The organism is Candidatus Lernaella stagnicola, assembly GCA_030765525.1.
Classification (GTDB): domain Bacteria; phylum Lernaellota; class Lernaellaia; order Lernaellales; family Lernaellaceae; genus Lernaella; species Lernaella stagnicola.
Map to the genome: position 1 here is coordinate 271,950 of JAVCCK010000003.1, position 13,315 is coordinate 285,264.

Genomic DNA, 13,315 nt, shown 5'->3' on the forward strand with positions numbered 1-13,315 from the left:
TCAACCGCGTTTCTGCATCCAAATCGCGTTTTTTTCCTTGTTGGAGGACAGCATGTTTTCCTACGCCGACCTTCCGGAAACGAACATGGCCGCCATCGCGCTGAATCGCGCCAAGCAGCACCGAAGCCGCGTCAAGTTGATTTCGATGTACCGCGGGGGGCGGCACACCGGACGCTGGCAAGAGCATACGTGGGAAGACTTGCAGCCCGAGCAATTTAAGCTCAACGCCGCGTGGCGGAAGCTGGGGCTCAAGCCGGGTGATCGCGTGGCCATTCTGGCCGGCAACCGGCCGCGTTGGGTGAACACTTTTGTAAGCCTGGTGGCCGGGAGTTGTGTCGTCGTGCCGATCTATCCCACGCTGACGGCCGAAGCTGTCGCGTACATCTTGAAAGATTCCGGCGCGCGTTATCTTGTTGCCGAATCGGCCGACCAAGCTGAAAAGGCGTTGAGCCACATCGAAAGCCTGCCGCGGCTGGAGCGCGTTTTCGTCATGGAGTCCGATGGCGACGAAGCCGACGAACGCGTGGCGAGCTATAAGACGCTCTTGGCGCTGGGCGAAAGCAGCGTGAGCGTCCCGGACCTCATCGAGCACGTCCGGGGCATCGATCCCGACGACCCGGTGGCGATCATTTACACATCGGGCACAACGGGCCGCCCCAAGGGCGTGATGCTCAGTCACAACAACTTCCTCAGCCAGCGCCCGGTGTTGAAACATTTCAACCTGAATGAAAATGACGTGTTCCTGAACCACCTGCCCTTCTGTCATTCCTTCGGGCTGACGGCGGACCTCCTGGCGAGCACCGACGTGGGGGCCGTGTTGGCCATCGCGGACGGCATCGGCAACGAGCAAATCCGGCACGGCCTGACGACGATTCGCCCGACGGTCTTGATGAGCGTGCCGCGCCTTTTCGAGAAGCTGTTTGTCGAGGTGCAACGGGTTGCCGGTATGCGGCCCGCCTTCGCCCAAAAGATGTTCCGTAACGCATTAGCGGTGGGTAAGCAGGTTTTCGATCTACGCAATGAGGGCAAAGCGCTACCGCCGATGCTGGCGTTGCGAAACCGGCTGGCCTCACGCATCGCCGAACGCATCCGCCGCCAGGCCGGGCTGGATCGCGTACGCATCGCTTTCGCCGGGGGCGGGCCAACGAGCCGGCTGCTTTGTTACTTTTTCCAGGGCATCGGCATCGACATTTACCAGGGCTACGGCTTGACGGAAACCAGCCCCATCGTGACCGTCAACATCCCGGGAAAAAACAAGCTGGGCACGGTCGGCCCACCGATTGACGGCGCCGAAGTGGAGATCGCCGAGGACGGCGAAATCATGCTACGCGGGCCGATGCTCATGCGCGGTTACTACAACGATCCGGAGAGCACGGCGGAAGCGATCGACGAAAAGCGTTGGTTTCACACCGGCGACATCGGCCATTTGGACGCGGATGGCTACCTGACGATTACCGACCGCAAGAAGGAACTGCTGGTCACTTCCGGCGGCAAGAACATCGCACCACTGGCCATCGAAACCCAATTCAACACCGAGCAATACCTCGAGCGCGTCGTGATGATCGGCGACGATCGCAAATTCCTCACGGCGCTGGTCTGCCCCAATTTCGAGCGTGTGCGCGATTGGGCCGCTGGGAAAGACCTGGCCTTCGAATCCAACGCCGAACTCGCGGCACACCCCGATGTGCGGGCACTCATGCAGGAAAGCGTCGATCGCGTAAACGCGAGCTTGGCGCGGTACGAGCAGATCAAGAAATTCGCGGTGATGGATCACGAGTTTTCCGAGGCGACCGGCGAACTGACGCCCACGATGAAAGTCAAACGCCGAATCGTCGACAAGCTTTACAAAAGCATCATCGACGGCATGTACCCGCGCGACTAACCGCCAATCGCGCGGCACCTAGTTTCATGGTTTCGGTTCGCCTCGGGCGAGTAACGCATCGACATCGACTTCAAAAAGCCCGCAACTGGATGCCGCGAAGAGGCGGCCGCTTGTCGGTTCGAGGTGCAGGCCGCGGGCGAGTTTGCCGACGAAAAGGCGCGCCCGGCGCGTTCGGTCATGCAGGTCGTAAAAGTCCAGCATCCCGTCAACGTAACCCGCGGTGACGATCAGCCCGCGACGATGATCCAGGTACAACTCGCGCACGGTCGTTTCGGTGGGAATGCGGTCGAGCACCGCGAGGCTGTCGCCGTCAAGCACGATAATCTCGCGCGTCAACGTGCCCGCCGCGTAAAGGCGGTTGCCGGCCGGATCGTAATCCATGCCGATGGTCGGCGCGCCGACCGAGCCGCGTTTGCGAATCGTGAAGTCGTCCGCGTCGAGCAAAAGCACGTCGCTGGCGACCATCGAGGCGAAGTAGCCGGAGCCGTCGCGGTTGGGCACGAGGGTATCAAACATCCCGATGAAGCCGAGGTCGTCGTACTCCCGAAAGAGTCGCGGCTGCTTCCCGTCGCGGGGAAACACGCCCACCGCGCCGCCGTATCCCAAAACGATCAACTCATCTTTTGCCGAGTCGACGTAGACACGAATCGGCTCGTAGTCCAGATCAAGGCGTCGCACCTCGCGCAACGTGTCGTCGGTGTAATCATACGTTCGCACCGAGTGAGCGCCGCCCCGATCGAGCACCACGACATGGATTTCCTTTCGCCGCGGGTCAACGGTGATGCGCTGCGGATACGAGCCGCCCGCCTCACCGATAACCGTCGCCAATCGGGCGCTCGCGAAATCCGGCGCGGAGAAGCTGGTCACACCCACGGCGTCGTTCGCGGGCTGCTTCTTGCTCCATGACCGCAGAAAGCCGGAACGCCGTTGCTTCAACGTGAAGAAAAGTCGGTCGGCAACAGGGTCGCTTTTCACGTCGTAGGGGAAACAGGAATCGACGGCGCCGCTTCGCGCGATGTCCTCGCGGCTGATGATCGGCGTGAGGAAAGGGCTTTGCGCGACCGTTTGGCAGGCCCGGTCGCCGGAGCCGAAATACGTCAGGCCGATCGACGCGATGCCGAAGTAAGTTGGAATAAGAAGCAGTAGCGGGATATCGAGTCGTACACATCGGGGCCAGCGTTCGCGCAAACGCCATTGGGCGATCCACCACCCGGCAAGCCCGACCGCCAAGATGTAGAACGCGATGCGCTGCAGCCCGTAGCCGATGATCGTCAGCATCAGCGACGGCGCGGCCAACCATGCCAGAAAAACCAGGCCGACCGCCAGGCGCACCAGCAGCGCCGTTCTTGGCCGGGGTTGTTCCCACCATGCTCGATAGGCGGGCCGCTTGCGGAGAAGGACGTAGTGTGTCGCCACGAGGGCGAGCAGCGGCGCGAAGAAGTAGACGATCCGCAGGTAGTAATGCAGCCGGCGCGCGGCGTCGGCAATACCCATCACGTACGCGATCGGGAAAAGCAGGGCGACGTAAACGCTCAGGCGCAGAAGGCAAGGTACAGCCGCGTTTGGCTTGGCGGCGATCGGGTGGCCCATCACGACGCCGCCTTTCGCGCGACGACCGTACGGCGAATGCGTCGGCGCTCGGCATATTCCACAACGAAGCCCGCTTCGCGCAGCATCGTCAGCGGCCGTTCAAAACGCGGCGCGGCAAGGATGGAACGGTACGCGGCTTCGCCGATCGGCCAACCCAAACGCAGGCGGCGCAGGATGCCATAGCCGAAGCGGAACACGCGGGTCATCGTGTTGGTCGGGTCGATATCGCCCAGCACGAAGAGCCCGCCGGGTCGCAAAACACGATGCACTTCGCGCGCGGCGTCGTCGGGCCGGGCGAGGTGATGCCACGTGTACAGCGAGTGCACCACGCCGAAGGAGCCCTCGGAGAAAGGCAAAGGCTGCTGGATATCGGCCGCGAAGGTTTTCAGGTTGTCGAGGCTCGCTGCCTCTTGCTCGGCGAAGGCTACCATTTGCGGATCGACGTCGACGCCCGTGACTTCTCCTGGGTAGCCGCGGGCCAGACACGCCAATCCAATGCCGACCCCGAAACCGATATCAAGCAGCGCGCCTTCCCCACCGAATCTCGCGATGAGCGCCGCAATACGGCGGGCGTCACGTTGAATATCGCGGCGCCGCCGCTGCTGGGCCCAGCGGAATTGCTCGTGGCTGATGCCGTCGTCGGCGATCGTGCCATCGAGAATGGAGGCTTGTTTTGCGGGTCGTTCCGTCATTGTTCTTGATGATAATCGCAAACGGCGGCGAGAGTAAAACTCAATGGCGACAAAGGAACGAACTTCTTGACATGAAAAATGGGCGTGGCATATGATTCAACCAACGTAGAAACGCGGGGTCGGCACACGTTTGAACGGTGTTGCGGCGAGTCGGCCCGATGCAAAGGAGAACAACATGGACTATCGTCCCTCCCCGAAACCGAAACCGAAACCGCGCCCCTAAGCAAACGGTCATTGGCGTTTTTGGTGTCACGCGCGACGTCTCGCCGCCGGCGAGGCGCTCGTTGTGTGTTTTATTAACCATAACTTGGTAAGCGATTTTCAATGTGGGATTACCGTGCCGCGTTGCGCCGGTGGGAGCGCGCTTACTTTCGCTCGCGCTGGAGTCGTCTGTTCGCCGAACTGATGAGTCGCAAGGCAACCCATCTTTACGATCGCGCGGCCGACGAATTGGGATCCCTGCCGCCGGGTAGCCGGTTGGCGGATATCGGCTGCGGCCACGGGACCTTCTTGCTTCGCTACCTGCAACGCTACCCGGAGGCAAAGGGTTTCGGTCTCGACCAAAGCGCGGAGCTGATTCGCTTCGCCGACCAGCAATGCACGGCGGCCGGGGTCGATTGTGAATTCATGGTCGGTGACGTGCATGACGCGCCCCTGCCCGCCGCCGCCTTCGACGCGATGGTATCGACAAGTTCCATCTACTGCTGGCACGACCCCACGCGGGCCCTCGACAATCTATACGGCGCCCTGAAACCCGGCGGTCGTTTTCTGCTTTGGGAAATGTTGCCGGTGCGCAGTTTCGCCGACGCCTGGACCAGTCTGTTCGATCACAAAGTGTACGGGCTGAGTTTGCCTGCCTATACCGAGACTGAGATGCGCGAATTCGTACGTCGCAGCCGCTTCCAAGAAGCGAAGGTCGAGATCGACCGGTTGATTATCCGCTTTGAGTTTTCGCGCCCGCTAGCCGACAATGAGCGGTAATGAACGTACTGCTCGTTAATCCGACATCCCTTCGCGACCAGCGTGCCGGGCCTTACAGCAAGCTGATGTTTCCGGTCGCGCCGTTGGGCCTGGCCTACTTGGCGGCCGTGGCGCGCGACGCCGGGCACAACGTGCGGGTCGAGGATCAATACGCGTCGGGATGCAGCGCCTCGGAGATCGGTGCGCTGGCGGCGGAGCACCGGGCCGACGTCGTAGGATTCAGTTGTCTTTCGCCGAACGTTCTGGCGGTGCGGGAAAACGTGGCTGCCGTACGGGAGCGCCTGCCCGAAACACACATCGTGCTTGGCAACATGCACGCCGCCTATTTTGCCGCCGAGATGTTGCGCGACCTGCCGATCGACAGCGTTGTTGTCGGTGAAGGGGAAAACGCGTTTCGGATGCTGCTGCAAAAGTTGGCGGCAAACGAAGAACTCGCGGGGACGCCGGGGCTCGCGGTTCGAGTCGGCGACGAAGTTGTCACCCGCCCGACGGGCGACGGCGTGAACCCGGTGGAGGTTCCGCGACCGGCCTGGGACCTTTTCCATCTGCCCTATTATCACTGCCCACCCCGCTTCATGATGCGCGAGGTCATGCTGCCGGTGCAGGCGGCGCGCGGCTGCCCGTACAACTGCGCGTATTGCTCGCAGAACATGTTCCATCCGACTGTGCGCAAACGGCCGTTGGTGGAGGTTGTCGAGGAAATCGCCTGGCTGGGCGAAGCGTTCGGCGTGCATGGCTTTGGTTTCACGGACTCATTGTTCCCGTTTACCGAAGCCGAGGGGCTGGAGTTCTGCCACCTGCTGGACGCACGCGGCTTGGTGGGCCGGGTAAATTGGTTTACCGAGACGCGCTACGACCGCATGACGCCGCGCCTGCTACGGGAAATAAAACGATGCGGCTGCCGATTCGTCATGTACGGCTTCGAAACCGCCAGTCGTCGGCTGCTCGAGATGATGGGGAAGCAAGTCGATCCGGAGCAAGCGTTCCAGACGATGCGCTGGACCAAAGAGGCGGGCTTGGGCTCCTACGGTCTGTTCATGATCGGGTTTCCCACGGAGACCGTCGCGGAGGCCAAGGAAACGATTCGTTTTGCCCGGCGGCTGGATTGCGACGTGGTCAGCTTCGCGCGGGTTACGCCCTACCCCGGCTCACGGTTGTACGAGGACCACAAGAATTCGTTTCCGCCCGACGTTCAACCCTGGCAGTGGAACAACCAGTACCGGCCGGCTGTCGGCGAGACGATTTGGGCGATGCCGGGGCTGTCGCACGAGCAAATCACGGGCCTGGTGCGCGACGCCATGGTTTCCTACTACCTGCGCCCCCGCATTATCCTGCGCCACTTGCGTCGCGGTACGTTTTCGGCGCCGGAGTTGGCGACCGCGGCTTGGTCTCTCCTGCGGGAAATGGGCGGTAAAGTGCTCGGCGGTTTTCGGCGCGGGAAGGTCAGCGCCGCACCGCGGCCCGAATAATTCTCCATCCCTGCCGCACGGTTTGCCGTAGCGACTGCCAGTCACGCAGCGCCGCCAGTCGCCGCAGAATGTACCCAACGCGGAAGTAGAAGGAACGCATCATGCGGGCCTGCGCGCTCTCCAAAGCCGCGTAATCCAGTTCGGCGGCGTACGATTGCGACCCCGGTGAGAAGGGATCGATACTCTCGCCAAGCAGGCCGGCCCCGGGTCGTGGGGCGAAAAGGTTGAATGAGGCGAAATCAAGCGGCAGCGACAGGGCAAGGCGCCGCGTCTTCTCGAGGGTGCCTTCGGTTTCGCCGGGCAAACCGAGGATGAAATGACCCACGGTTTGAATGCCGTGGCGGCGGCAGGCGCGAATTGCTTCGGCGGCGACGGCCGGCTCGTAGCGGTCTTTGTGATCGCCGAGTAGTTGCCGATCGCCGGTCTCGATTCCGAAGCCGACATAGCGGCAGCCCGCGCGGGCCATCAGCTTGATCTGGGCGGGCGAAAGCTTGTCGGGCCGAGCGAAGCAGAACCACTGAAATCGCCATTCCTTTTGCAGCAGAAGTTCGCAGAAGCGTTCGACGTGGGCGTCGCTCCAGTTGAATGTCGCCTCACGCAACTGCAGGCTGGGCACGTGCTGAGCGTGCAACCAAGCCAGTTCCTCGGCGAGGTTGTCCTCATCGCGCGGTGCGAAATGAATCATCCCCGTATTGCAAAAGTCGCAGCGATACGGGCAGCCGTGCATGCCCACGGTGCTCGCTACCGGCTCGGGCAAGGGCAAAGCGAAGCGATAGGGTCGCCGAAAGAACATGTCGTGCGAGGGAAGCGGATAGGCAAAGGGCTCGGGTCCCGGCAATCGGCCGTCGATAATGTCCTCGCCGTCGCGGTGGGTGACGGAGGTGCCCGGCGGGAGACGCCCTTCCCGCACAAAAGTCGCGAGATCGGGCGTGGTGAGGTCGAGCAAAACACCGTCGATAAACGGATTTTCGGCCAAGGTGCGGCTTGCTTGGAAACGCGGCCAATCACCGCTGACGAAGAGCGCGGCCCCGGTTTCTTGTTTCGCCCGGCGCAGGAATTCGACGTCTTCGGACCACGATAAGAGGCTGGTTAAAGCGACAATGACCTCGGGGCGGCGGTGATGTAGGTGGGCCAGCGCCGCGGGCGGATCGAGGCCTTCGATGATCGCGTCGAGCAGAGAAACTTCGGCTACCTGAGAAAGCCATCCGCTTTGCACGACCAGATCAAAAGGTTGCCAATAGTAGCCGGCCTTATCGATGCTGCCGCAATAGCAGTCACGCAAATAGCGCTTGGAACCGGGCGGATTTACCAGGGCCACCCCGACCGCATGAGCCGGGTTATTTCTGGCATCCTCCACCTTAACATCATGCAAAATCGACCGCCCGCTGTGTGCCATTAATCGTTGCTTTTCCAATAGTTCCGTTCTACCCTCCCAACGGGAGGACTAGGCAATCCGACAGTTTGGGACCATAGCATCCCGAAGGTGGAACATTGGGCATGTGCGCATCGGTTAAGGAAGTTTCGGTGTGTCCCCGTTCGACGCCCACTTGGTTGTCTATTCAAGGATTTGTCCTCATCCTCGCCGCTTTTGCCGCCGCAGTTCCGGGGTTGCGGGAAGTGCTGGCAAACGGATATATCGGCGCCGGCATGAACGGTGCGGCCCTGTCGTTGTTTCTCGCACGTTATTGGCAATGGTTTCCGTCCTTGTTGATCGCCGGCCTGCTTTGGTTCGCGGTGGCGTATTGGAACCGGAGACGTAAGGCAACGCTGCGATATTCGATGATTTTCGCGGCGATGGTTCTGCTTGTTACCGTCGCGCTTCATTATGCTTCGACGTTGCTGGTCACTGCATTTCTTAGCGACTATACGATAAACCTGCAAATGGCGGTACACCAGTTTCCGGAAGCCGTGCGCGAAACGCTTCTCCGCCAAATCGAGCTGATGTTCGGCGGCATGCGGCGCGATCCTTTGGCGATTTACGAATTCTTTGTCACCGGAAGATGGACCGGAATGGTCACGTTCGCGTTCTTCTTCGCCGGAGCGTACGGATTGACGCTCATGGGCGCTCGGCTCGGGGAGCGGCGCCTATGGCAGCGTCTCGATCGACAGTTCACGCCGATGAAATGGGCTACACCAGGGTCGATCTGGCTGCCCGTCATCGGGTTGTTGATCGCCGGGGCGATGGGCGTGCTGAGTCCCTCCGCGCTCACCGCCGGAGAGGCTAGCCGCCCCAACATCATTCTGGTCAGTATCGACACGGTGCGCGCGGACCACGTCTCGGCCTACGGGTATGAACGGAGCACGACGCCCAACATCGACGCGTTGGCCAAACGCGGTGTCCTGTTCGAGAAGGCGATCAGCCAAAGCAGTTGGACGCTGCCGGCGCACGCGTCGATGCTGACCGGCAAATACCCCGTCGAACACGACTGCACCGCCGTGGAGGGCACTGTCTTGCAGGCGCGCGAAACCACGGTGGCCGAACTGCTTGCCGACGCCGGTTACCGCACGATCGGGATCACGTCGTCGCACTTCGTGAGTGGGATTTACGGCCTCGACCAAGGTTTCGAGACTTTTGCTTTTCGGCAGACTGACGCGGCCAAGCTGGTCGACGCGGCCATTGCGCAACTGCGACGCACCGATGACAGGCCGTTCTTTTTGTTTCTGCATCTCTTCGATCCGCATGACCCTTACACGCCGCCGGAGGAATATGCGGAGCTCTATCTTTCACGCGGGGAGTTGGAAGAAGTCAGCGGCAACCTGAATCACGACATGCTCAAAAACGGGCCGCACGCGTTCAGTACACGACAACTGGAGATCCTCAAGGGCCGCTACGATGCCGAGATACGCTACTCGGACAACGAATTGGGCCGCCTGTTGGACGAACTGCGCCGGGCGGGTATGGATCGGCAAACCGCGATTATCGTCACGTCGGATCACGGCGAATCGTTCAATGAACACGGCATCATGGCTCACGGCACGAGCCTGTACACGGAGGAACTGCACGTCCCGTTAGTCATCAAGCCGCCGCAAGAGCTAAGTGAAGGCAAACGAGTGGGAGGCCTCGTGGAAGCCTCTGTGACCATCGCGCCAACGATTTTGGAATTCGCCGGGGTGTCTCACGACATTGCGGGTCGTCCAAGCTTGCAGTCGTTGTGGCGGCGCGACTCGTTGGACGAAACGGCGCACGCCGAAACCGCTCTCTCGATCTTCCCGCTATACAGTTATCAAGATGCCGATTGGAAAATCATCACGCCGGCGCAGGCCACGGTTGACGATTCCCTCCCGAGTCAATTGTTCGATGCAAAACACGACTGGGCTGACGAAAAGAACGTCGCCGCGATCCATCTTGACGTCGTGCGGCGATACGTGGACGACCACGTTTTTCCTTATATTGCCGTCTCCGGCACCGATCCGACGGCCCGCAAAGTGAATCTCTCCCCGCTGGAAATCCAGAAGCTTCGCTCACTGGGCTACCTGAGTCGCTAAGTTTCCCGAACCTCATGCGGACGCACGGCCGGCTCGACGATCGCCGGCCACCGGCGTTTTGAGCGCGATCGATAGAAAACCCGACGCAACGCAAAGATGCCGTAGTTCCAGATCGTTTCGTAGTGAGTGGAAATCAGCGGAATGCGTTTCTTGCGAAAGCGAATCCAGGCGAAAAAATCCGCGAACACCATCTGCACCAACCACAGCGGGAATTTTGGCACGAACCGTAACCGCCGCTTTTCGGCCAGGAGCCACGAGGTAACGCGACGTGGCAGGCTTCCAGCGAACAGCAGCAGATTGCTCAGGCGCCGAAATTTGTCGTCGGTCATGGCGTCGGGCAGGATGAATGTATGACTCGATCCTCGCGTCTCGATTTCCCGAACCTGCTGCGCTGTGACCGCCCCCTCCCGCAGCGCCGTTTCGATGAGAGGAATTTTCGGGTAGTAGCGCAGGAAGAAGGCGATGGTCAGGTCGGGCGGGTGGTCCATGTACAAACGAATCAATTTTCGGACGTCGTCGCCGTCCTGACCCGGCATGCCAAAAATGTTGTCGGCGACGACGAAGATGTTCGCCGCCCGCAGCAGATCGAGCGCCGTGACCACCGCGCCGTCAAAACGCCCGCGATCCCCGGGGTCGCTTTTCACGCCGGGCGCTTGGGTGATGCCGACCCAGGCGTTGGTACAGTGGCTTTCCTTGAGCAGGGCGACGGTTTCTTCGTCGATGGAATCGGGCGATATCCAGCAGAAGTAGGGGATGTCGACATGCCGCCGATATTGTTCGGCGAACTCCCGAAACCACTTGCGGTTGACGATCAAGGCGTTGTCGTGAATCAACACGGAACGCGGCCGGTAGCGCTCTTTCGCCTCCACCAACTCGGCGATGAAATCCTCGACACTGCGCGCCCGGTAATAGGGGCCCAGCCCTTTGTACATCGGCGCCAGGAAGGAATGGCAGCAGTACTTGCAGCGGTTCGGACAACCGCGGGAGGCGATGGTGTGGTACCGCCGCCGATACAACTTCGGCCAAACGTGCGCCAAAACGTCCTTGTCCGGCCACGGCAGGGAATCCAGATCGGTGATCAAAGGCCGCAACGGGTTAATCTGAACGTCGCCGTTGCGAAAACCCAGGTTGCGAATCGACGTGACCGAACCGCCGTCCTCCAGCGCGCGGGCCAGTTCGCCAAGCGCTCCCTCCCCTTCGCCGACGACGACGTAGTCCACCTCCGGATAGGCCAGTACTTCGCGCGGCACCGACGTCGGGTGTATGCCTCCGAAGACAATCGGTATGTCGAAATACGCCTTGATGGCTCTCGCGCGATTCAGCGCCCATTGGAAGTAGTCGGTCACGACGGAGAAGCAAATCAACTGCGGCTGATAATCGGCGACGCAATCAAGCAGCGGACGTTGGTAGTCGAAAACGCGCGCCAGCGCCGGAATGGGCGCGAGGCTATCGGCGAAAAGCGCCGGATCAAAGAAGGCGCGCACTTCGTGGCCCTCGCGTTTCAGGTAGGCCGAGAGCGCCTCGATCGCGAGTGTCACCTGCACGTGTTCGACAAATAAAATACGCAATATCCTGCCTTTCGTCCCGGTACTCCGCCGCTGAAGGTAGCAGCAAAGCCCATTCCGGGCAAGAAACCGAGCCGCCCCGACGACGCGACAGTTGATTTCAGTGCGACCGCGATCTACCCTGCCACTGGGGGTTTTTCACCCCGCCGCCACGGGTCCGAGCACGAGGTAACCGACCGCATGAGCCAGTACGACGTCGTGATGATCAACACCCCCCTTGTACGGTACGGGTTCAACTTGAGCGGCGTGGTCTCGATCCCGCACCTGGGCTTGGGTTATCTCGGAGCCGTCTTGGATCGGGCGGGGTATCGCGTCGCGTATCGCAACGCGCAGTTTACGCCGGAAAATCCGCTGCTGCATCCCGCCGGTCTGCCGGATGCGCCGATCTATTTTCTGACGGCAAAAATCACGAACCTCGCGCCGACTCACGAAATCGCCGTTGGCCTCAAACGCCTCAAGCCCAACGCGCGCGTCGTTCTGGGCGGACCGTGCAACATTGTCCAGCCGGATTTGCTGTTCGAACAGTTCCCCGCCTTCGACCTACTGGCGACCGGCGAAGGTGAAGCGATCGTCGTGCCGCTGGTCGAAGCGTTGCTGGCGGGCGGCGACATGGATGCGCTCCGTGCGGTGCCCGGCATGGCGATACGGCACGGGGATTCCACCATCGACACCGGCCCCGCGCCTTCGGCTGACCTGAACGAGAAGCTCTTTCCGCTGCGGCGATTGTGGCGGCATCACCCGCTGCGCTTGCATCCACCCTACGGCATCTTTCCGCCTGCCACGCTCATGGAAACGGCTCGCGGCTGCAGTTACAACTGCCGTTTTTGCTGCATATCGAAAGAACCCCGCTCTCGGCCCATCGATTGGGTCGTCGAAGAAGCGCGCGAATTGGTGGAAGACCGCGGCGTGCGCGAGATACATTTCGTCGACCCCACATTCACGATGGACCCTGACCGGGCGCTGGCGCTTTGCCGACGGTTGCAGGATGTCCGCGGCTCGCTGCACTGGAGTTGTAAAACCCGCCCGGATTGTGTTTCACCGGCCTTGCTGCGCGAGATGGCCGCCTCCGGCTGCTACATGATCGCCTACGGCATCGAGTCGGCCGCTTCGGAAGTATTGGATCAAGTCAACAAGTCGATTGACTTGGAACAGACGCGGCGGGCACTGGAAGAAACCCACGCCGCCGGGATTCGCAGCATCGGCTATGTGCTCGTGGGTTCGCCGGGGGAGACCAGCGCCACGATTCGCCGGACCAATCGCTTTATCAGAAAGGCGAATACGTGGTTCGTGTTGTTCGGCGTCTACCTGCCGTTGCCGGATGCCGAACGGGAGCCCGATAAAGCCGCGCTGATTCCGGAAATCATCCGCTATTACACAACCGGTCGATCGAAAGAATTTGAGACCGTCGCACCGGCGGGCTTCACTCACCGGCAGCTCAACCGCTGGCTGCTACATTCGGTTCTGAGTTTCTACTTCTATCCACCCGCCGTTTGGCGGATCCTGCGGGGCTTCGGATCGCTAAGGGAAGTGCTGCACTATGGACGCGGCGCGGCGTTTTTGGTGGCGGAACTCGGTCGCTTTGCCCTCCGTCGCTTCCGGAGCCGTTTCGCCCGAAACGTGCAGTTCAGCGACAGCAACAAAGCTTGATCG

The 13,315-nt window shown here is 61.1% G+C and carries 9 protein-coding genes; 5 read left to right on the forward strand and 4 right to left on the reverse strand.

Annotated elements, in window-relative coordinates; translation table 11 throughout:
• The first annotated feature begins 52 nt into the window (after positions 1 to 52).
• On the forward strand, positions 53 to 1,882 hold the full coding sequence (locus P9L99_01720; GenBank protein MDP8222053.1) for a long-chain fatty acid--CoA ligase: 1,830 nt from the start codon (positions 53 to 55) through the stop codon (positions 1,880 to 1,882).
• A 24-nt stretch (positions 1,883 to 1,906) separates the two neighbouring features.
• Here P9L99_01720 and P9L99_01725 read toward each other — a convergent pair whose 3' ends face one another.
• The gene (locus P9L99_01725) at positions 1,907 to 3,472 is read right to left on the reverse strand and encodes a hypothetical protein (GenBank protein MDP8222054.1); all 1,566 of its coding nucleotides are present in this window, start codon (positions 3,470 to 3,472) and stop codon (positions 1,907 to 1,909) included.
• Positions 3,472 to 4,164: a class I SAM-dependent methyltransferase gene (locus P9L99_01730; GenBank protein MDP8222055.1), complete on the reverse strand. Its 693-nt coding sequence runs from the start codon at positions 4,162 to 4,164 to the stop codon at positions 3,472 to 3,474. The genes P9L99_01725 and P9L99_01730 overlap by 1 nt, the downstream gene beginning before the upstream one ends.
• A 324-nt stretch (positions 4,165 to 4,488) precedes the next feature.
• Between P9L99_01730 and P9L99_01735 the strand changes: the two genes are divergently transcribed.
• Both P9L99_01735 and P9L99_01740 read left to right on the forward strand, forming a co-directional pair.
• Positions 4,489 to 5,145, forward strand: coding sequence for a class I SAM-dependent methyltransferase (locus P9L99_01735; GenBank protein MDP8222056.1), 657 nt, complete (start codon positions 4,489 to 4,491; stop codon positions 5,143 to 5,145).
• Positions 5,145 to 6,614 (forward strand): radical SAM protein, encoded by a 1,470-nt coding sequence (locus P9L99_01740; protein ID MDP8222057.1) that lies wholly within the window; start codon positions 5,145 to 5,147, stop codon positions 6,612 to 6,614. Before P9L99_01735 ends, P9L99_01740 begins: the two co-directional genes overlap by 1 nt.
• Here the strand turns inward: P9L99_01740 and P9L99_01745 are convergent.
• Positions 6,589 to 7,932, reverse strand: a complete 1,344-nt coding sequence (locus P9L99_01745; GenBank protein ID MDP8222058.1) for a radical SAM protein — start codon at positions 7,930 to 7,932, stop codon at positions 6,589 to 6,591. The two genes, P9L99_01740 and P9L99_01745, sit on opposite strands and share 26 nt — an antisense overlap.
• Before the next feature lie 206 nt (positions 7,933 to 8,138).
• Here P9L99_01745 and P9L99_01750 point away from each other — a divergent pair, with 206 nt between their 5' ends.
• A complete protein-coding gene (locus P9L99_01750; GenBank protein MDP8222059.1) occupies positions 8,139 to 10,100 on the forward strand; it encodes a sulfatase in 1,962 nt (653 codons plus the stop codon).
• Here the strand turns inward: P9L99_01750 and P9L99_01755 are convergent.
• On the reverse strand, positions 10,097 to 11,668 hold the full coding sequence (locus P9L99_01755; GenBank protein MDP8222060.1) for a radical SAM protein: 1,572 nt from the start codon (positions 11,666 to 11,668) through the stop codon (positions 10,097 to 10,099). The two genes, P9L99_01750 and P9L99_01755, sit on opposite strands and share 4 nt — an antisense overlap.
• A gap of 177 nt (positions 11,669 to 11,845) precedes the next feature.
• Here P9L99_01755 and P9L99_01760 point away from each other — a divergent pair, with 177 nt between their 5' ends.
• Complete coding sequence (locus P9L99_01760; GenBank protein ID MDP8222061.1) at positions 11,846 to 13,312, forward strand: radical SAM protein; 1,467 nt, start codon at positions 11,846 to 11,848, stop codon at positions 13,310 to 13,312.
• The last annotated feature ends 3 nt before the right edge of the window (positions 13,313 to 13,315 follow it).